We start from the raw sequence: 21778 nt of genomic DNA on the forward strand, positions 1-21778 counted from the left end.
TGAACGAATTTAATGGAATCTGGCCTGTTCATCGATCAGGCGGTAAATCTTATCTTCTACAGCACGCGTAGTTCCTTCTGGCATATCCAGCTTAGGATCTGTATACATTTCTTGGAGGAGCGTGTTAACAATAACATATTGCGTATGATCTTGCTCTTTCAGATCTGCGAGCAGTCGCTCGACTTCTTCATTAACATGGCTATTTTTTGTACTCTGCATTCTTTTTAGGAAAATGGTGAAAAAACATCGATTTCAAACTCCTTAGCTTTATCATCGATCGAAGCTAAAGCTTGGTATTTATTTAATGCTAAACCGGCAAATTCATGCACTCGCCTGAATTCACCCTGCAATATACTTTTTTCCATTTGTAATGTATCTTCAAAATATTGGTCTGTTATTTCCGGTACCACCACTAAATCGTAGATCGTAGCAAATTTTTTATCTGGATGGGTACGCAAAATGCGCCCGCGCCGCTGAATAAATTGCCTGGGGTTACCTGTGCTAGAGCAAAAAACAGCGATTTCCGCCCGTCTGACATCCACGCCTTCGTCCAGACACTTCATGGCCGTAAGTACAGATATCTTCCCTTTGGCAAATTGATCCAAAATGTTTTCTCGGTTTGCAGTCCCACCAATATACTGATGTTGGCTGAGCTTGAAATCTCTGGTGATAATAGCGGAATACTGATCGATCAATTTGATGTCCTCTTCTTCGATCTGGATGTCGTTCCCTTCAGGCACATACACCAGCAAATACTTCAACAGATCAAAGTCTTCAACGAGTGTTTTCATTATCTCTTTAAATACTGGCAATTTACCAGCCGCCTGATGAATGATCCTTTTTCTTTTTAATAATAAAGCGGTGACCGCTGGGCTATCAATGAGTTTCCCTGCCTTCGTATCAAAAAAACGCATCAATTTCTGAGATATCTCCTTATATTCGGTCAATTCACTTGTGGTCAGCGACACCAATTTGGGATAATAGTAATATTCGCATAAAAAGCCAGCGGCTATCGCCTCTTTCATTCCGAATCGGTAAGTTGGTTGTTCCGTAACATTAAAATAAGTATTCAATGCCGCACTTCCTGTCTCGTCAAAATAGCGGTCTGGCGTTGCCGATAGGCCCAGCCGGAAAGGGATGTGATGCGGATAAAGCGAAATATGTTTTAACGTACCGAAATTATGAACTTCGTCTCCAATCAATAGCGTTTCGTTAGGCAAAATTGCGACGAGATGCTGGAATTTAGTAGTTAAAAAAGTCGCATAAGTAGAAATAATGGTAAAGGTCGGCCGGTCTGTATTTAAAAGTTCCAAGCATTCTTTATACCAATTCTTTGTTTTGCTATTGGCTAGGATTATATTGTTGGAAAACCACTGCCTTACCTCCGATGCCCACTGAACAGATAGATCCAATGTCGGTACCAATACCAAGATAACGAGCTGCCCCTTTTCTTTCAGCAACACCCGAGCGCAAGAAAGTGCCGTGATAGTTTTTCCGGTGCCAGTAGCCATTTCTAATAAACCGCGATAATCATTTGCTTGCCAGCTACCAATAGCATCAAACTGATAAGGTCGTAAGTCCGGGGATTGAATCATGTTGCTAATTTTCAAATGTTACTAATCCCTTTTCGTCTGGTTAATATAATCCGTGCCTGTTATCTTTTGATTGAACCTCTTTGCGATAATTTTAATACCGTCATCAATATGCATCTTCACGTATCGCCAGATATTTATCGAATCTGTACAAGTTATAATGAACACCTAATAAAACGAAAACACAAATATGCTTAAATCTGCATAATAATCCGTTTATCGCTTGTAAAAATTTTCCATATTTGACATCTATAAACATCTTATTTTACCCTCCCTTTTTTCGAACTGGTTTAGGATACGAGAATTCAAATCTGAACCTTTATACAGCCAATCCCTTTTCCACTTCATTCATCAAAAATTCAAGGCCAGTTACAGAGTCCTTGTTAATTATCTCCTTATTAATCAATTCTAAGCCATCATCTATATGCAATTTTACATACTTGGATATATCTTTATCAGATTTGTGTATCCTGTAATGAACACATATTAAAGCAATATATGTATCCATATAATTTCCGAATAGAACCTTTGAATTATATTCTTTACCTGAAGAATCTTTTATTTGGGATAAATCCAGAAGGCGACCGCGAGATAATGAGTAACTAAAAGCCAATCTAGCGATTATGTTTTCTGCACCCAAATTTAGCTTCTGGGTAAGATTAGTCACAATATCTTTATTATTTTTAGAAGTCTTAATATTAGTAAACATGTACTTGACTCATTTTATGGTATTGACTAAATAGATCTTCAGGAAAAATATCGTTAAAGTTTGATTGATTGGTTGTCTTTTGACCTATTAAAAATGCTTTACCTATTTTTGGTATTAATAATTCATACTCTTCGGCATTAAGTTCTTTTTCAAGAAGTGGAAAAATAACCACTTGGGATGATACACTAGGATAAAAGTCCTTAATAATATTAGATGAGTGCATCTTATCTAATTTTTGAAGAGGACTATCTATAAATACGGGAAATTGAATGTTTGATTCGGTAATAAGAGCTTTCAATAGAGCTGTAGCATATAATTGCTGCTCTCCCTTTGACAGACTATCTTTTAAAATTAACGATTGACTGTAGTCATAAAGTTCGATATCGATCAAGTCTCCCTCAATCTTGACCTCCACATTTTCCACAAAATCGCTTTTGTGCATTAATCTATTAAGTTCTTTCTTGATGTTCTTCTCTAAAGAAGCTTTCTTTTTTTGCTTTAGCTGATAGATAAATTTCGTTAAATGGCTTATTAACCTAGACGCACTTTCCTCTTTGTTTTTGTCAGCAACCTCGACTGAAATATGTTTAGACTGCTCGGATATTTGCCTTTTTAAGGCTATATTTTCTTTATCAGCAATACCTATTTTAACTCTTATATCTAAAATTGATTCTTCTAATATCTTTATATCTGATGATAAAGATTCATAGCTTTCTTTTAAAGTTTTAATTACTGGATCATCAGCCTTACTCTCTGCATCTTGTATTTTCCGTTGCGTAATGCTATAAGTGCTTTGTAATCGTTTTGATTCGGAAATCAGGTTTTTTAAATGTTTGGTGTAGGAATTATGTAGATTATCATAAATAGCTAGAAAATTATTATGCTGTTCCTTAGTAAAGTCTAATATTGACTTATCATTCAAATCATCATGTGATATTAGAATATCCGTAAGAACTGAATCCACTTGTAAAAGATCAAATCCTTGTTTATTACGAAAGGCATCTTTAAGTTCCAGATATTTTTCCTTTAGAAGGTTATTAACCAACGCGGAATTTTGCTGTCTTTCTTCAATTTCAAGTTGTTTTTTAACCTGAAATATTTGTGAAGAGAGCATCGCAAAGGGCGCGAGTTCAAGCATATCGTTAAATTTATTTTTATTTATTACGATTTCTTCCTTTAGCTTAGCCCGAACTTTTTTGAACTCCTGAATCTCCTCGAAAGACATCGAACTTCCAGCTCGAATAAGCCTTTCCTGAATTTCTGAAAAATCTCCCTTTTTGGTTAGAACCTCTTGTTCCTTTTTTAGTAAACTGCTATTATAAAATTCTAACAAAATATCATTTTCACTAATCTTCGCTTGAAAGCCTTCCAACTTTTTAAGATCAGCTTTAGATGCTGACTTTTTTCTCACTCGTAGTTGGAGATTTTCCAAGTTTGTTTTCAGATCCGTATATTTTTTTATACCTAAGACTTCATTATAAGCCTTGCTGAAATATTGCTTTTCCTCCAAACTTTTAACCTCTGCAAATGCAGTTATTTTTTCGGCATCGAAAAAGAAAAATTTAGCAATCTCTTTAGGTAGTATAAAATCGTTAATAAAAATTTCCGAACCGATTGCTTTCGTTAATTCGTTAATGTTGCCATCTATAAGAATTTCAACAACTTCGTTTCCGGTTTGGTAATTATATGTACGTTTAACCGTTACCTGTTTACACGAAAGATGAGGAATGAATATGTCTGTGAGTTCAATAGACACGGAAAAAGTATATAAGTCAGATATTTGGCTCTTGATTAATTCTTTTTCAACAACATTTGATGTTATAGCCAATTTTGATCTTAAGAAAGTATCTCTCTCTGGAGCCTCATTTAGCAATGACCTACTTATAAGTTTACCTGCATACTTTTTATAACCGCCGCTTTCGTAAATTTCCTTTCTATATCTTTCATCTACGTCAGCCATTAATTTTCCATATAATCCCCAAACCAATGCCGTAAGAAGAGATGTTTTTCCAAATCCATTTTGTCCAGAAATAATTGTTACATGCTTTTCTGGATTAGTAGATAAGGGTAATTGGTGCTCGCCCTTATAAACTCTAAAATTTCGCAGGAGGATATTTTCAATTAGCATAATTGTCTTTTCTTATAATCTCTCTCAATATGATTTTCGAAATCACTTTGAATTCCAAAATTATTCACCAAAATAATTTTTGATTTTTGTATTTCTAGTAACTCACCGATTAGATTAAAATCAGCATCATCGTCACAAATTTCTTTTAACAACTCCTTTTCAAAAATTTGTCCATCGGAGAAATCTTCATTTTTAAGATCAGTTTTGTAAATAGAATTATATATATCTGCCACATTATAGTCAAAAATTGAGTCACGATGCCAAGTAACTTGGATAGCTACCAATTCTTGGTAATTAATCAATACCAAATTTGGCTCATCATTTTGCACTTCTTTTTGCGCTTTAAGTAGCGTTTGTAACATATATGCACGCTTTTCTGGCAAATAGGGTCCCCATGTCTCAGCATCAGCATTTTCTTCACTACTATTTCGTCTCCAGGTTTGACGCCAAGATCTATCATTTCGAAAATCGACAAGCATGTCTCTAAATTCTACCAATGGCTCCATCCATTCTTCTCCATTATCAATCAATGCCTCCATTGATTTATCTCTTTTTACCACACTACAAACCCAGCAACCAAAGCGGCTTTGCCCGCAAGAAGGAGTAGTTGTATCAATCACTAATGGGCAATCGCCACCAGTAGCATTTCTATACAGTGTAACCAAATTGCGGTGCGTTCCTCCCCAAGGTGGATTTACCTGTAATAGATAAGGCCATAACTCGTCTATCGTTACATCTTTAATTGGTGCATAAACGAATGCATTTGGGAGCACGTGTCTTCTCAGGCGTTCACTATCTATATGAATCTTGCTGCTTTCAATACTTTTAGCCCTTGAAGAACTCTCATCGCTACGAGTTCCAAGCAAAATAATAGCCTCACCAACCTCGCTAATCTTATCTTTAATAAATTCAGTGGTAGGGTTTATCTTAAGTCTATCTGTACACCATCTAAAAGTATTATTGGGTGCGGGATATCCTTTCCCTAAAAGATTAACCCAAAAAGTATCCTCCAGTCTTGGGGTTGTTTGATGGACGGTTATAGGTAATCCCTGTTCTGCGGCAGCTTGCTGTATATCTATTAACGTCTGGTTTATAAATTGCGCTATTTTTGGATTCTCGACTAATGTATCATTACAAACAATATAAACTGGCCGACTTCTTAAAATAGAATCAAGCTTCTGAATAGCAATCCAAACGACTTGTAAAAGCATTGTGCTATCTTTCCCTCCCGAAAATCCAATGATCCATGGACGAGGATTATCATCATTTAAATATTGATCTTGAATTTCACTTTCTAGATATTTTAGATCTAAAGCCATTGTTTACTAAAATTAATATGTAGTCCCTATTTAAAGTACTTCGTTTCAAATATCGTTATTTAAGAATAAACAACCCTTATTTCAAGGTCATTTTTATTGGTAACACAATCTTTGAGGTAGATATATCTTGAATAATACCTGAAGCATTATCAAGATATTTTAGTCTATAACCAGAATAATTCTATTGATTGCACTATAATTATTTAATTAAGTCAATTTGGACTATAATTGGTTTTAATGTCTAGTGTGCATATTTCAATGAGTGTTCCGCTGCATTTCAATTCAATGTGGCCACTTAAAGAACTTTAAAAATTAACTTCGCCTTCGTTTTCAGAGACTCCAGATATGACCAACCTATAACATCTCTATCAAATGTAATCAAGTTACACACGATTTCCACTACTGTCTCGTCCTGATATTACTTGTCGCTAAAAAGACTGATTATGCCACACTTGTTGATGAAGCATCAAAAAGACTAAAAAAGCTGTATGAATTATATTGTAACGGCACAATCGAACAAAAACGTTGTATTATTGGTTCGATCTTTCCAGCAAAATGGACAATTTTTGAAAATAAAGGTCGAACCGAAAAAGTCAACTTAGCAGCACTACTTATTTATCAGATTAACAACACTTTACGGCATAAAAAAACCGGAGTTAGAACTAAATTAGAACTAACTCCGGCTAGTACCCAGCGCCGGAGTCGAACCGGCACGGTTTCCCACAGGTGTTTGAGACCAGCGCGTCTACCAATTCCGCCAGCTGGGCATTTGCTTATTCAGCGGGTTGCAAATGTATCAATTGCAGCATTAAATAACAAGATTTATTTTAATTATCTTCCTTAAGCCTTTTATCCACTATAAATGGCGCAAAAGGGAGCAAAGAAGCCAGTCCGATCAATAACGCCTTTCCAATTTTCCATTTATATTCCGTCCACGCCATGATCAAAACAACGATGTACAGCATAAACAGCACACCGTGTGCCCAACCCGCATATTTAACCACTAGTGGCAAACCCGCCCAGTATTTCAAAGGCATTGCAATAAACAACAGAAAGAGGTAAGAGATCCCTTCGGCAACAGCAACTTTTCTAAAAATCGATAATGTACTCATATAACAAATTAAATTACAGGTTTTCCGCCTTATCAATACTCTCCCGGATGCGGAATAAATACTTCGTACGGTAATATAAATCCTTTACCGCAGTAAGTGATTTTACTTGCTCAGCCTCCGTTTGCGTATCAAAGGAAGCAGTTAATACAGAAATCTCGTTATACAGGCTCTGTTCTATAGCGTCCACATCGGTTTTAAGCGCTTCTAAGCGCAGCGGATCAGGATCGAACTGTAAATCCATCAAAGTTTCATTTACATCCATCATATCCATTAAAAAGCTTTGCGGAAGTACGTAGTTCTCCCCTTCTTTCAAAAAACCCTTTAATTCTAAAATGTAGTGCAGCCGTTTTTGAGGATCACTCAAAACCTGGTAAGCTTTATTATTTACAGTGCTCAGTTCTAAAACCTCAGCTTGCTTCTCTTCGGTTTCATTGATGTAAAAATCAGGATGAAACTTTTTGCTGAACGCATAAAACTGCTGTTTAATGAGTGCAGCATCAGGATTGAAACTAAGCGGCAGACCGTAAAATTCAAAATAATCAACCATGAAACCTAATGCATAATGGCTTTAAAAATATCATTCCCCAGTACAAATACCATCAGGGATAGCAATAGAACGAAACCAACGATCTGTGCACGTTCCATAAACTTATCACCAAGCGGCTTACCTTTGATCATCTCAATAATCAGAAAAACAACATGACCGCCGTCCAATGCCGGAATCGGTAACAGGTTCATAAATGCCAGTGCAATGGAAATAAAGCCGGTAGAAGCCCAGAACCTTGCCCAGATCCACTCGCCACCATATACCTTACGTGCAATCTCCACTGGGCCTGAAAATGCCTTGTTAGCCTGAACTTTTCCGGTTAACACCTTCCAGATCCCTTTAGCATTATCACTAAAAGTTTTCCAGGCCTGGTTAATACCGATAGGTAGTGCTGCAAAAAGACTGTAATTGATTGTTTCCTCCCTAATCTGGCCCATGTCAAATCCAATACCAACTGCACCAGCAGAATCAATCTGCACATTGTGAGCACTCGTTACTGTACCACGCTTCACCGTAAACAAAGCCGGTTTGCCTTTGTTTTTACGTAATTCCTGAACAACATCCGCGTTATACTTAACAGGAACCTTATTTATAGCAATGATCTGATCGCCTTTTTTCAATCCTCCCTTTAATGCATTGTTATAAACACTGTCCACCGATGCAAGAATAAGCGGGGTACGGCTAATAAACTCATCAATACCTAAATCAGATACCTTATTTAAAACATTATCAGGAATGCTGACATCAATGGTCCTGTTATTACGGATCACTGCCAGGTTTGTATTGCCCAATAAAACTTTAGAACTGGTGATCTCATCAAAGCGGATCACCTTTTTACCATTGATGGCAACCACACGGTCCCCTTTTTGTAAACCAATTTCTTTACCAATAGTACCCGGATTAATCCCGTTAACAACAGAACTGTTAGGAATAAAGGTTTCGCCATATATAAAAGTAAGCATCCAGAAGATCAGGATTCCCACAATAATGTTTACCACAACACCGCCAAGCATCACAATAAGACGCTGCCAGGCCGGTTTAGAACGGAATTCCCAGGGCTGAGCAGGCTGTTTCATCTGCTCCGTATCCATAGATTCATCGATCATACCCGTAATTTTCACATAACCACCCAAAGGCAGCCATCCAATTCCGTATTCGCAGTCTCCTCTTTTAAAGCTGAAGAGTTTAAAACCCCATGCATCAAAGAACAGGTAAAACTTCTCTACTTTGATCCCAAAGGCACGCGCCGCTAAAAAATGTCCTAATTCATGTAAAATTACTAGTATCGATAACCCCAGAAGTAACTGGGCCGCCATAATCAGTCCGCTCATATATTATTTTAATATTTTTTTAAATTTGATTGTAATAAACTTATTTTGTTACGAGTTGGTTGGCAAATATACGCGTATGTTGGTCGGTTTCTAAATAATTATTAAGCGTCGGCTCAGCAATAAAATCAACACCTTCCATACACGCTTCAATCACATCGCTCATCTGCAAAAAGCCAATCTGATCCTGTAAAAAAGCATGGACCACCACTTCATTTGCCGCATTCACGATACAAGCCATGTTCCCGCCCTTGCGCAATGCCCGGTAAGCAAGATCCAGATTCCTGAACGTACCGCCATCCGCCTGTGAAAACGTCAGCTCCGGATAATCCATGAAATTGAAACGTTTAAAATCACTGCTTATTCTATGCGGATAGGCAAAAGCATAATGAATAGGCAGTTTCATATCCGGCAAACCCATTTGGGCCTTCATGGAACCGTCATTAAACTGTACCAGGGAGTGAATGATCGATTGCGGATGCACAATCACATCGATCTGGTCGGCCTCCAGGTCAAAAAGCCATTTCGCTTCAATAACTTCAAGTCCCTTGTTCATCAGCGAAGCAGAATCGATCGTTATTTTAGCACCCATTACCCAGTTGGGATGCTTAAGTGCTTCATTTTTAGTAACGCCAGATAGAAAATTCCGGTCCTTACCTCTAAAAGGACCGCCAGAAGCCGTTAAATAGATCTTCTCTACCGGGTTATCCGCTTCACCTACCAAACACTGAAAGATGGCAGAATGCTCAGAATCTACCGGAATAATTTTCACACCATGTTTTTTAGCCAGTCGTGTAACCAAATCACCGGCAACAACCAGAGTTTCCTTATTGGCTAATGCGATGTCTTTACCAGCTTCAATGGCAGCAATGGTTGGCTTAAGGCCAACCGCACCCACCAAAGCAGTAAGCACCAGGTCTGCATCCGGTAAACTGGCCGCTTCACACAAGGCATCAATTCCGGCAAGCACCCGGATATTCGTATGGGCAAGAGCTGATTTTACAGCCTGGTATTTGTCCTCATCACAAATCACTGCCATAACCGGCATGAACTGCAAGGATTGCTCAATTAACAGATCTGCATTGGAATATGCCGAAAGCGCTAAAACTTCGTATAAACCAGGATTTGACGCGATAACGGATAAGGCCTGGGTTCCAATAGAACCAGTTGCGCCTAATATGGATATTTTCTTCAATTTGTAAAACTACTTAAAACATCCGCAATCTTTCTGTCGTTTGATAACCTCGGCACTTTATTCTGTCCGCCAAGCTTACCCTGGGTCCGCATAAAATCTACAAAAGCATCTTTCTTTAACGAGCGAATGATCAACGGCTGCAATATTTTCCCCTCAATGAGGTCAAAATAGTAAATATTCTTCTTCTGCAAAGCCTCATCTACTTTTTTACTGAAAGCCGTCAAGTCTGCCGGAGGCGTAGAAAACTCAATAAACCACTCATGGTAAGGCAGTTCACCAGCCGGGGTTTCTACCTGGGGGGCTACCGTAAATTCGGTGATCCCCACCCCCTCTTCATTGGCAACGGTAAGCAATGCATGCTCTACCTCTTCACCAATCACATGTTCGCCAAAAGCAGAAATGAAATGCTTGATGCGTCCGGTTACCATGATCTTATAAGGATCCTTTGAAACAAATTTAACGGTATCACCAATACTATAGCCCCAAAGTCCGGCATTCGTATTCAGGATCAGCGCATAATTCTTTTCCAGCTCCACCTCCCCGAGACTCAAGCGGACAGGATCATCGTTATAAAATTCATCAGCAGGAATAAATTCATAGAAGATCCCAGCATTGACCAGCAAGAGTAAGCTTTTATCGTGCTGACTATCCTGATAGGCAATAAAACCTTCAGAAGCCGGATAGGTCTCAATAGAATCTATCTTTTTACCGATGCTGGCTTCAATTTTAGCCCGGTAAGGTTCGTAATTAACACCGCCATACACAAACAGGCTGAAGTTCTTAAAAACATCTTTGATCTTTTTACCGCCCGATTGTTCCTGAAGCTTATCAAAATACATCTGGACCCATGGGGGGATACCGGAGATCAGCCTCATATCCTCCTGGATCGTCTCTGCTACAATCGCATCAACTTTCTGCTCCCAGTCTTCAATACAATTCGTTTCATAAGAAGGCATCCTGTTCTTCTGCAGATAAGCCGGTACCAAATGGGCAACAATACCCGACAACCGGCCAACATTGATCCCGTTCTTTTTGGTCAGAACCGGACTTCCCTGTAAAAAGATCATTTTGCCGTCAACAAAAGATGCATTACCAGTTTCGTGAATATAAGTCAGCAGTGCATTACGTGCCGCCTTAACATGTTCAGGCATAGATTCTTTAGAAAGCGGAATGTACTTTACACCGGAAGTAGTGCCGGATGTCTTGGCAAAATAAAGTGGTTTTCCTTTCCACAGTACATCAGCTTCACCATTTACGACACGGTCAATATAAGGACGCAGGTCTTCATAGTCGCGTACCGGAACCTGCTTTTTAAAATCTTCGTAAGTTGTAATGGCATCAAAACGGTGGTCTTTACCAAAGGCTGTATTTTTAGCAGAACTGATCAGACCGGCTAACGTTTTCTGTTGTGCCGCCACTGCATTCCTTTTCCATTTATCTGTACCCCTGACTATTAAGGCAGCAAATGGTCTGCTCAATGCCGCTTTAAATCCCATAAAATTAAATGATGTTGTGTATAATATCAGGTTCATCATCGCTATTGTACTCGTTCATCATTTTACGGTACGCAATTGTAAGCGCAACGCTGGATAGCGGAACAATAATGAATGAACTCAAAATATTTACAAAAAAGGCGACCACAGGCCAATGAATATAGCTAAAGAATAAGTACAGCAAATGAAAGCCCAACAGGACAAGCAACAGCAAAAAGATCTTGGTAAAGTTACCGCGGGTAGTTGCCAGGCTAAACTTAATGGATACAAATGGAGGCAAGTCTTTATCAATGATAAAGAACGGAAAGAAAGAAATCCGGATCCAGGTAATAAAAATAGCGATCACACCGACAGAAATGGCCACATTGGTAATCAGATCCAACCGGATGCCCGTATAAATAAATGGAAATGCGATCAGGATCACCACAGAATATACACCCACAATACAAAGCATGAAATAAAGGGTGGCAATTAAAAAGCGGATGATCTGCTTGCGTGTAGGGATCGTGCTTACAATACTCACATCGTGTTCCTCATCATCAAGAACATGAAAGATGTATTTGAAAAGGGAAAGATTGATGGTAAAGTAAAACATGACGAAGATGAACGACATCAAAATGCTCAGCCCTTTGTTGACCTCGCTTAAAAAAAATGCCATTAAACTCGAAGCATTGGAAGTAATGAACATCAAAAAGCAAAGCGTTGCTATCGAAAAGTAATTCCTTTTAGTAACGGTCCAGGCCTTGCTAATTACCTCATTTACAGCAAAAGTACTTTCCTTTAAAAAATCTATCATTGTTGTTTAAATACTACTCTTTTAAAAAAATCCTGCATAAAACCCAGTCCGTAGGCAGTTAGCTGTATGAAGGCAGCAATAATGCTCAAAAATGCAACTTTTAATGATTTATTAGCCTGCCACGAATGAAAAAATATCAACATAAAGTATACCACAATTAAAAAGTTGCATATAAAGGCCAGGGGCCAATAAAACAAATTAATAAGTACAGTAAATATGACGAAACACGTAAAAGCTGCCGGGAAAAAGTGAATCAATTTAAGCTCCGCCGGAAAGTGTTTATAAATATTGATCCTTGCCCGCCCAAAAAAGTGCAGCTGCTTATAGAATTGACTGAAGCTCGTCCTTCTTTTATGAAAAACCCGTGCTGCAGGAATCAACCCGATCTTAAAACCATGTTCATGAATGCGGATGCTATATTCAATATCCTCCCCCAGCCGGGTCAGGATAAAACCGCCAACTTTTTCATAAACTTCCCTCGAGATGCCCATATTAAAGCTGCGTGGATGAAACTGACCGATGTGCTTTTTGTTCCCGCGGATTCCTCCAGTCGTAAATGGAGAGGTCATGGCAGAGCTGATCGCTTTTTGAACAGGCGTAAAACTATCGTGTGCCGCATCCGGCCCGCCGTAAGCATCCAGGTTATGCTCAAACAAATAATCCCTAACCGTTTCCAGGTAATCTTCCGGAATCAGGCAATCGGAATCAAACACCACAAAGTAATCTCCTTTAGCGCGTTCAAAGCCATAATTACGGGAAAAACCCTGACCCTCATTGGGTTTAAAATAATAACTGACATCCAGCAGGTTGATATATTTTTCTACCACTGCCTTCGCATGATTTGTAGAACCATCCTCAATAACCAAAACCTCAAACTGGGTGTAGGTTTGCTTAGTTAAGGTAAACAGCAATTCGTCTATCTCCTGCGGTCGGTTATAAAGGGGAATGATGATCGAAAAAAACATGACTATAAGATTTCCTTCTCGATCAGGTATTGGTTGCGTTCTGATGAATTACGGGTAACCAGCTCGGCCACAAATCCGGTTAAGAACAATTGAAAGCCGACAACAATGGCAACCAACGCAATGTAAAACAAAGGCTGGTCGGTAATGTCCCGGTATTTAAGGTTCATAGAGATCTCGTACAGCTTAACACTGATTAGCCAAATGGTGAGGAAAGTTCCGATCAAAAAGCTCAGCACCCCTAAAGATCCAAAAAAGTGCATCGGGCGTTTTCCAAACTTACCGACAAAGAAGATGGATAAAAGATCCAGGAAACCATTGATAAAACGGCTAAAGCCAAATTTGGTAACCCCGTATTTTCTGGCGCGGTGTTCCACCACCTGCTCACCAATATTCTTAAATCCAGCCCATTTCGCAATCACAGGAATGTAGCGGTGCATCTCCCCATAAACTTCTATGGTCTTAATCACATCGCTCCGGTACGCTTTAAGTCCGCAGTTAAAATCATTCAGCTGAATGCCCGACATTTTACGGGTTGCTGCATTGAACAGTTTGGTAGGGATGGTCTTGGTAATCGGATCGTAACGCTTTTTCTTCCAGCCCGAGATCAGGTCGAACTTTTCTTCCCTGATCCTGCGGTACAGTTCAGGGATCTCATCCGGACTATCCTGAAGATCGGCATCCATGGTAATCACCACATCACCTTTTGCAGCCTCAAAGGCTACATTCAGTGCGGCAGATTTACCGTAGTTCCTTCTAAATTTTACCCCTTTTACAGCAGGGTTTTCTGCAATAAGACCTTCAATAACAGACCAGGATGTGTCTGTACTTCCATCATCAATAAAAAGCAACTCATACGAAAAATTATGCTCCTGCATAACCTTTGCAATCCATGCAGTTAATTCAGGAAGTGACTCTTCTTCATTATATAATGGGATTACAACAGATATATCCATGTGTATTCTAAAAACGCTTAAAGTGCAAATTTTGTCAAATAAAATGACATAATAGGCAAGATGCAGATTTTTTATAACTTTGGTTAGTCAATTAAAATCAAAACACAAATGATGAACTTTAATAAAACACTTTTCGTTACTTCATTAATGATCGGAGGAATTGGAATGGCCCAGGCACAAAACAAACCTAAACCAGAAGACACTGAAGTTTATACGCCCGTACCTAAAGTAGTAGCTACCCAACAGGTTACTATCCCTGCACCTGCAGACGCGATCGTTCTTTTTGATGGTAAAGACCTTAGCCAGTGGGTGATGACAGAAGACCGCAGCAAACCTGCTGAGTGGACAGTTGCCAATGGCGCATTTACGGTAAACAAAAAAACAGGTAACATTGAAACGAAACAATCTTTCGGAAACTACCAGCTGCACCTGGAATGGCAGGTACCTGCAAACATTTCCGGTAAAGGACAAGGCCGCGGAAACAGTGGATTGTTCCTGGCTTCAATTGGCAAGGGCGATGCAGGTTACGAACTGCAGATCCTGGATTCTTATCAGAATGATACCTATACGAACGGACAGGCTGCAAGTATCTACAAACAGTTTGTACCGCTTGCCAACCCAACCCGCAAACCGGGAGAATGGCAGTCGTACGATATCATCTGGACAGCTCCAACATTTAACGAAGATCAATCGGTAAAAACTCCGGCGCGTGTAACCGTTTTGTTTAACGGCGTACTGGTTCAGAACAATACAGAGCTTAAAGGCCCAACACAATATATCGGACAGGCATCTTACAAAAAAGCACACGGACCGTCGCCAATTAAATTACAGTCGCACGGCGACCCAAGTGAGCCGCTAAGCTTCCGTAACATCTGGATCAGAGAATTGTAATCCATAGAATATTCATTACGGTATTGCCAAATATCAGTCATACCTAAATAGGAACAATACAAAAAGTGCAGGCCTTTTATAAGACCTGCACTTTTTATTTATCTTCAATTTTATATATAACCTGCAATCATTCATTGAACATACATTGATGTTATATACTACATGTAATCATACATTGAGCCTGTAGTTAATTGTTGTTCAACTAAAATATCAGAACAGCTGTTTAATCAAAATAGCAGGATCAATTGTTATTCAGTAGTTTCAAAGCCGTCCTGGATACGGGGAGCATTCTGATTTGTCTTTTTCAAAATTGCAGCCAGGATCAGCGCTAAAACACCATATACCGCCAATGAAACACCAAAGCTGGTTACTACATTTTTCGGGGTAATCTTTAATTTATCCGCATTGTTTCCTGCTTTAGCCATGGCCTCATCGATCTGCTCGGAAGTAGAACCAAATTTCTCCATCATAGAACGGGTATTTTCATCGATAGCAGCTCCAGCTTTTACCGGCAATTCCGGGTCAATAACTGTCATCAGCAATACATTGTATAAGGTAGACAGAGATGCGATGATCAATCCCATGATTAAAAAGGATTTAAATGCTTCACCAAAAGTCCAGAATCCCCCGGCATCAGTCCGGATGGTTTTACCGGCATAAACCAATAAAGCGATAAACAATACAAAAAGTACTAAGCCCAGCCAAAGGCTTGTATAAGCCATTAAAGGGTTAATAAAATAAAGGACCAACGACAAAACAACACTTACAGCTGCAATGATCAATCCATTTTTTAACGACAATTGTGTCAACAATTTTTGTCGGTCTACGGTTACTATCTTTTCTTCCATAACAAGAGTTTGTTTATTTAAGATTAAAATTAGCAATTAAAGTATAAACTGCAATATCAAATTCTTTATTCGCACTGTAATCTTCCAGATCTTTAATGACCTGGTCACTCACTTTAGGCTGGTGGAAGAATACCATGAACGGTACAAACAACTCTTCCATCTCTTCACCCAGATCAATCATTCCGGCGTGGCTGCAGATATCTTCAACACTACTTTCTACCAATTGCTGGTTGCTGATCAGATCCTCATAAATATGGAACTCATCCTGAAACTCATCTTCTTCAACCAATAAGAATTCCTTTAGGAAGTCGCCAAGCTCAGGCTTAATGCGCTCATCATGACACTCATTGATATACAGCAACAGGTTTAACAATTCCGTTCCGCGGTCAATCGTGTCTTCTTCAATCTCTTCCCATTCCTTAGAATCGAGGTAATCTTCTTCCAGCTTCTTGATATCATTTGAAAAGAAATTGATCATTAGAAGATCAAAAAACACTTCTCTTAACTCATCAAAGGCAGGATGCTCATCAAACACAGCATCAAACTCTTCCACTTTTTCCATAAAGCCAAGGTCTTTGCTGAAAACCTCAACCAGATCTTCTTCCAGCTTTATTGATTCGTTGCCAGATATGGCAGCAAACTTGTCTAACGATGCAATGAGTGCAACTTTTACGTGATTATCCATAGTAGATTTTTAAAATTTTTGTAGTTGTTTATTGTTATAAACCAGCTTAACCTTACCGGTTAACTTTTTATTCAGTAGCGGTGAATTTGCTGATTTTGAAAAGTTGCTGGCTTTGTTATACAGCCATTCTTCAGCAGGATGGTACACCGTAAAGTTTGCCAACGCACCTTCTTCAATCACCGGAATGGCAAGTCCGAGTAACTTACGTGGGTTAACAGCAAGTTTCTCGGCAATCAAACCCGCATCCAGTCCGGCTCTGATCAGCAGCGGCAATACGGTTTGCAGTGCAGTGATCCCATAAGAGGCAATCTCGAACTCTACATCCTTAAACTCAATTTCATGCGGACGGTGCTGCGAACCAACCGCATCAATTGTACCCTCCTTTAAACCGGCAATCAGTGCCTTTACATCAGACTTTGCACGAAGCGGCGGTTTAACTTTATAATTGCTGTCAAAATCATTCAGCAGCTCTTCCGTAAATACCAGGTGGTGGGCAGCAACATCACAGCTCACCTTAACACCGTCCTTCTTCGCCTTTTTAATCAGGGCCACAGCACCGGCAGTAGAGATGTTACTGATGTGGACCGGGGCATTGTGATAAGCAGCAAGGAAAATATCGCGGCTGATCTGCATTTCCTCAGCGAGGGCAGGTAAACCTTTCATACCAAGCAGCACACTGGTTTTACTCTCATTGACCTGTGACTTGCCTGCTATGGATTTATTTTCAGGATAAACCATCAGTAAACCATTAAAACCCTTAACATACTGAAGCGCCCGGCTCATAAAGCCATCGTCGGCAATGGCTTTACCACCATCAGAAAAAGCGATGGCACCGGCTTGCTGCATATCGAACAGCTCGGCCATCTCCTTACCTTCAAGATCATGGCTAATTGCTCCAATTGGCAGCACATCAACCAGGTTGTATTTAGCCCGGTTGACAATGTATTCCACTTCAGCCTTAGAATGTATCACTGGTTTTGTATTCGGTAAAACGGCCAGACCTGTAAAGCCACCGGCCTTAGCTGCATTGGTAGCCGTTGAAATGTCTTCTTTGGTTTCAAAACCAGGATCTCCGATAGAACAGTTCAGGTCAAAGAAACCCGGAGAAAGGACAGATCCGGAACCATCAAAAACGGTTTCAGATTCCAGTGCTTTTAAATTACCTATTGCAGTTATCGTTCCCTGTTCTACTCTGACATCACAATTCTGTTGGTTGAACTGGCTGTTGGGATCGGCAATGGTTACGCCCGTGATGAGAAGGTTCATGCTGTTTGTATGTTTTTTGGGTTATTAAAAAATCTGATCAGTAGTATTTCAAGCACTAAAAAAACAAGAACCAAGATCAGACAAAGTTTCCATAGTTCAGTGCTGCTGTTTTTTGCCTGGATATTGAGTGATAACGCATCTCGTTTAGAGTTGTAAACCGACACCTTTTGTTTACCAAACAGGCTGGTCAGTTCTGGCTCAGAAGCATAATGCATATCAGACTCCGTCCGGTTATCGTTAAAAGCCATAACGGCCAGTGTAGAATCCGCTTTCCTGAGTTCGTAAAATCCGGCTTTCTTTACCTGGTCTGCAATATAGAGCAGGGTCTTTCCAGGCGTTTGCCTTACTTCCGGAATCACTTCAAACTGATCCGTTACCAGTTTCAGGGACTGGTTGGCCAGCAAGTCGATCTTAGGACTTTCCAGTAAATTGTTTAAGCCAATGGTATAGAACAAGGGCTGCTCCCTCACACTTGCAAAGGCAACTTTATACATCAGCGGCACAAATACCGGGTGCCGCGGCAAATTGCCATCTGCTATGGTTAATGAAGCGGCCGACAGGTAAACCTGCCCTGCTCCTAAATTATATTTTGCAAACAGGGACCTTCCCAATGGCAATTGTAAAATGCTTTCTTTCAGGCTGCTGTTTTGATCCCCATAACTGAAATACCGGTTAACTACCGGAAGATCCATATTGCGGGGAACCTGGTCAAATACATCTTTAAAAACCGGATTTTTAAGATCAATGGTGCTGGAAATTGGAGCACCCGTAACCAGTTGCTGTACAGGCGGCAGGGCCATGGCTGTTAAAAAGGGGGTATAAACAGCTGCACCGGCATCAAGGTCAGGAAAAACAACAACAGAACCGCCATTTTGTACGTATCCTTTAAGCTGCTGGGCCAAACCAGACGATGGGTTTTTTAGTCCGTTTAACACAATCAGGCTGTATTCAGAGAATGTAGAATACCGGATATTTGATTCCGGTGTCTCAGTCAGTTTAAAATATGGGTCTGAAGAAAACAATGAACGGATAAACTTTTCGGAGGCATCGCCATTGATGCTCAGAACCTTCAGTTCTTTGTTAACACGGAAGCTGAAGTTCAGTTCATCATCAAACGTAAGCGGAAAATCTTTGATGCCAACCTTACCCTTTTGCCAGCCGGCCTTTAAGCCGCTAAAGGATAAGGTATCCAGAACAGAAGCCCCGGCTTTAACTGCAACATTACCAATTGCCTTTTGCTGCTGATCAATGGTTAACTTAACCGGGATTTCAGCGGCATCTTCTTCACCATAGTTTTTTAAGCGTACAACAATTTGTTCAGCCTGGCCGGGCTGATGAACCGGTGATAAGCTCCACACACTATCTACTGCGATATTGGGCAGGTTATTTGCATTTAATTTGATGAAGTTTACGCTAACCCCCGGATTTGATCTCAGCGGTTCAGTACCTGCAAAGCCTTTCTGAAAATCTGACAAGAGGTAAGCAATGTGATTGGTATTGGCTGCATATTCTGCCTGTTGCCTGTTTATAATTTGTGCTAAGCTCCTGCCTGCCGGAGAGATCTTAATCTCATCAAGCAGCTGAATGAACTCATCCTGGTTAACCAATCGCTGGTGTTTACCCTCAAAATCATTGGTAAGCAGCTGAAACTGGTCGTTAAGGTTATAGGTCTTTACAATTTCCCTTGCTTTACGTTTCGCTTCATCTAAAAGACTGCCTTCCTTATTTACCGTCTCCATACTATACGAATTATCGATATAGATGCTGATTACACTGCGGTCTGCGGGACTATTCGTTGAACTCGATTTGATAAAGGGCCTTGCAAAAGCGAACACTAAAAAGGCAACGGCCAGAATGCGGCACATCAGAATTAACAGGTGCTTAAGCTTTTCCCTGGATGAATTTTGTTCTTTAGCTTCCTTCAGGAACTGGACATTACTGAAATAGATCTTCTTAAATTTCCTGAAATTAAACAGATGGATTACAATAGGAATGGCTATTGCCAGCAGTGCAAAAAGGAAACCTGGATATAGAAAATTCATTAAAAACCAAAGTTATAACTTTTACATGAACTTCCTCATTGCATTCCATAAAGTTTCATCTAAACTATAAACATCTGGTCTGAATTGCATCGTTCCATTTTGTGACCATGCCGTAATGTAATTTATAATCAGCGGAACGGGCTTTTTAACGCCAAACCATTTCGGTTTCAATTGGAAGATATTTACGGTATCTGCTTTTTTAGCCAATTTCTTTTTATATAAAGCCATTTTATTCGTATCAATTGGCGGCAAATTCACTTCCATGCGCAGCTGATCGTACTCATATTTGTCTTTTACCAGCGTTTCTGCAAATTCCAAGGGCCGTTCTACACGCACACAACCATGGCTAATGGCACGGTTGGTATAATTAAATGCCGTTTTATTATTGGTATCATGCAGGTAGATGCTCGAACCATTATCAAATATAAACTTGAACTTTCCAAGGGCATTACCCCCACCCGATCCCTGTTTAAATTGAAATGGTAATCTTTCCCTTGAATACTTATTCCATTGAATGGTATCCGGATCATCAACCACCTTGCCCTTATAGTATACTTTAATGTTGCTGTTAGAAAGGTAATATGGGTCTTTTAAGGCCTGATAATAAATCTCACTGCGGGCAATGCTTACCGGAATGTTCCAGATTGGATTTACCTGTATAGAATTCAGCTTGCTGTACAGCATTGGGGTTTCGTGATTCTTTGGTTTATCTTCCAGTTTACCGGATTTGAGGAATTGCTTAATTTTATCGGAATAGCCATCTTCTCTTTTTCCGCCTACACAGACCTTCATGTGGCTCAGTGTATCTTGCTTCTTAAACCAGGTTAAGGAGAAATCGGGAATATTCACCTCAACATACTCATCTCCGAGCTCAGGGGTTTTCCATCTCCGGCGTTCCATGTTTACCAGGATCGTCTTAATGGCTTGTTCATCTCTGCTGCTTGCCTGGCTATATTTAAAAAGTTCATTTTGAAGGGAAAGATAGGCCGAAGATCTCGGTTGGATCTCTTTCAAAAGATCTGCAAGACGGGATGTTTGGAGTACGGCATTGATGCTCGCACTATCGGGTCTTTTTACAACAATATAATACCGGTTAAATAGTTTCCGTGGATTTAAGCTGCCGTAATAGATAAAATTCTGGTACTTGATCAGTGATTGGGCAGCATGAAGTTCCAGGCCCGCAATAACGGGATATACCGCATCAATAGATTTAAATTTATCGGCTTTTAACTGACCTAAAAGATCGGCTAAGTCCTTATGTCCGAATGTCTCCGGATTAAAGCCATGAGCAGAACTCCGTTCGATGTATTGTGCTAAGGTATCAAGTTCGCCGTTCACAAAAAACTTCATAACCAGCTCCGGATTTAGCTGCTTTTCTTCATAAAAGGATCTTAGTGTTTTTGGATTGGAAAACTTTGGCGACAACGAGTCCAGGTATTTAATAAATACGGTATTGTATACAGCAGTGTCAAACTTTTTATACAGCTTGTTATTAAAATGTTTAGCGAGTACCACACCTACTTCAGGCGTATCCCTAAACCAGCCGCAAGCGCTTAGCATTAAAATCAGCGGGATAAAAATGAGTATGGTTTTTTTCAAGGCGGCAGGATTAGGCAAGCAGGTAAATTTCAATCATTATTTTGATTACTTGTCAAATAAAATGCCACGTATTGATTGTGCCGTTCTAAAATGATAATCCAGATATATTTTTGATTTAACAATTCTATTTATATATTTGCCTCACCTTAAGATGCTTTGCATTATTGATTAGGAAATAAAATAATATGAACACAATTTTGAATCATCACTTACATTTGCACCATCGCCTGTTGGCGATGTATATGTAATGTTTTGTACTTCAAAACTTGTTTCCGACCTATTTCCTTTTTAAAAACAATAATTCATAATC

Annotated in this window: 19 protein-coding genes and 1 tRNA gene; 1 reads left to right on the top strand and 19 read right to left on the bottom strand. The window is 39.7% G+C overall.

All coding sequences use genetic code 11. The annotated features are described in order from the left end of the window. Positions 1-9: 9 nt before the first annotated feature. From ATK78_RS22920 to ATK78_RS14645, 14 genes are all read right to left on the bottom strand, one after another. Positions 10-219: a hypothetical protein gene (locus ATK78_RS22920; protein WP_208112379.1), complete on the bottom strand. Its 210-nt coding sequence runs from the start codon at positions 217-219 to the stop codon at positions 10-12. Positions 220-224: 5 nt separating this feature from the next. Continuing rightward, positions 225-1595, bottom strand: a complete 1371-nt coding sequence (locus tag ATK78_RS14585) for a DEAD/DEAH box helicase family protein (protein WP_133576846.1) — start codon at positions 1593-1595, stop codon at positions 225-227. A gap of 316 nt (positions 1596-1911) precedes the next feature. Beyond that, a complete protein-coding gene (locus tag ATK78_RS14590; RefSeq protein ID WP_133576847.1) occupies positions 1912-2301 on the bottom strand; it encodes a DndE family protein in 390 nt (129 codons plus the stop codon). After that, positions 2291-4429: a DNA sulfur modification protein DndD gene (locus ATK78_RS14595; protein ID WP_133576848.1), complete on the bottom strand. Its 2139-nt coding sequence runs from the start codon at positions 4427-4429 to the stop codon at positions 2291-2293. Before ATK78_RS14595 ends, ATK78_RS14590 begins: the two co-directional genes overlap by 11 nt. Further along, positions 4423-5748, bottom strand: a complete 1326-nt coding sequence (dndC, locus tag ATK78_RS14600; protein WP_133576849.1) for a DNA phosphorothioation system sulfurtransferase DndC — start codon at positions 5746-5748, stop codon at positions 4423-4425. The genes ATK78_RS14595 and dndC overlap by 7 nt, the downstream gene beginning before the upstream one ends. A 687-nt stretch (positions 5749-6435) precedes the next feature. Beyond that, a tRNA-Leu gene (locus ATK78_RS14605) sits at positions 6436-6515 on the bottom strand. Positions 6516-6575: 60 nt separating this feature from the next. Continuing rightward, the gene (locus tag ATK78_RS14610; protein WP_133576850.1) at positions 6576-6860 is read right to left on the bottom strand and encodes a DUF3817 domain-containing protein; all 285 of its coding nucleotides are present in this window, start codon (positions 6858-6860) and stop codon (positions 6576-6578) included. A gap of 13 nt (positions 6861-6873) precedes the next feature. Then, positions 6874-7407, bottom strand: a complete 534-nt coding sequence (hscB, locus tag ATK78_RS14615; RefSeq protein WP_133576851.1) for a Fe-S protein assembly co-chaperone HscB — start codon at positions 7405-7407, stop codon at positions 6874-6876. 5 nt (positions 7408-7412) lie between these two features. Continuing rightward, a complete protein-coding gene (gene rseP / locus ATK78_RS14620; RefSeq protein ID WP_133576852.1) occupies positions 7413-8738 on the bottom strand; it encodes an RIP metalloprotease RseP in 1326 nt (441 codons plus the stop codon). Between the two features lie 40 nt (positions 8739-8778). Then, positions 8779-9930 (bottom strand): 1-deoxy-D-xylulose-5-phosphate reductoisomerase, encoded by a 1152-nt coding sequence (locus tag ATK78_RS14625; RefSeq protein WP_133576853.1) that lies wholly within the window; start codon positions 9928-9930, stop codon positions 8779-8781. Next, complete coding sequence (locus ATK78_RS14630; RefSeq protein ID WP_133576854.1) at positions 9927-11426, bottom strand: GH3 auxin-responsive promoter family protein; 1500 nt, start codon at positions 11424-11426, stop codon at positions 9927-9929. Before ATK78_RS14630 ends, ATK78_RS14625 begins: the two co-directional genes overlap by 4 nt. Before the next feature lie 4 nt (positions 11427-11430). After that, positions 11431-12219: a hypothetical protein gene (locus ATK78_RS14635; RefSeq protein WP_133576855.1), complete on the bottom strand. Its 789-nt coding sequence runs from the start codon at positions 12217-12219 to the stop codon at positions 11431-11433. Then, complete coding sequence (locus ATK78_RS14640) at positions 12216-13184, bottom strand: glycosyltransferase (RefSeq protein WP_133576856.1); 969 nt, start codon at positions 13182-13184, stop codon at positions 12216-12218. The genes ATK78_RS14635 and ATK78_RS14640 overlap by 4 nt, the downstream gene beginning before the upstream one ends. Before the next feature lie 2 nt (positions 13185-13186). Continuing rightward, positions 13187-14137, bottom strand: coding sequence for a glycosyltransferase family 2 protein (locus ATK78_RS14645; protein ID WP_133576857.1), 951 nt, complete (start codon positions 14135-14137; stop codon positions 13187-13189). Positions 14138-14245: 108 nt separating this feature from the next. On the opposite strand from ATK78_RS14645, the gene ATK78_RS14650 reads away from it, so the two are divergent. Beyond that, positions 14246-15028: a 3-keto-disaccharide hydrolase gene (locus ATK78_RS14650; RefSeq protein ID WP_243732539.1), complete on the top strand. Its 783-nt coding sequence runs from the start codon at positions 14246-14248 to the stop codon at positions 15026-15028. A gap of 248 nt (positions 15029-15276) precedes the next feature. Here the strand turns inward: ATK78_RS14650 and ATK78_RS14655 are convergent, their stop codons facing one another. Genes ATK78_RS14655 through ATK78_RS14675 form a run of 5 tightly spaced genes read right to left on the bottom strand, consistent with a single transcriptional unit; the run spans position 15277 to position 21468 of the window. Beyond that, a complete protein-coding gene (locus ATK78_RS14655) occupies positions 15277-15876 on the bottom strand; it encodes a DUF4199 domain-containing protein (protein ID WP_133576858.1) in 600 nt (199 codons plus the stop codon). A gap of 13 nt (positions 15877-15889) precedes the next feature. Further along, a complete protein-coding gene (locus ATK78_RS14660; protein ID WP_133576859.1) occupies positions 15890-16561 on the bottom strand; it encodes a hypothetical protein in 672 nt (223 codons plus the stop codon). A 9-nt stretch (positions 16562-16570) separates the two neighbouring features. Beyond that, on the bottom strand, positions 16571-17827 hold the full coding sequence (locus ATK78_RS14665) for a dihydroorotase (protein WP_133576860.1): 1257 nt from the start codon (positions 17825-17827) through the stop codon (positions 16571-16573). Further along, the gene (locus tag ATK78_RS14670; RefSeq protein ID WP_133576861.1) at positions 17824-19869 is read right to left on the bottom strand and encodes a BatA domain-containing protein; all 2046 of its coding nucleotides are present in this window, start codon (positions 19867-19869) and stop codon (positions 17824-17826) included. Before ATK78_RS14670 ends, ATK78_RS14665 begins: the two co-directional genes overlap by 4 nt. A 21-nt stretch (positions 19870-19890) precedes the next feature. Continuing rightward, positions 19891-21468 carry a L,D-transpeptidase family protein gene (locus ATK78_RS14675; RefSeq protein ID WP_243732540.1) on the bottom strand — a complete coding sequence of 526 codons (1578 nt, stop codon included), beginning with the start codon at positions 21466-21468 and terminating at the stop codon, positions 19891-19893. Positions 21469-21778 lie beyond the last annotated feature (310 nt).

It is taken from the genome of Pedobacter metabolipauper (genome assembly GCF_004362715.1).
In the GTDB taxonomy this organism is placed as follows: domain Bacteria; phylum Bacteroidota; class Bacteroidia; order Sphingobacteriales; family Sphingobacteriaceae; genus Pedobacter; species Pedobacter metabolipauper.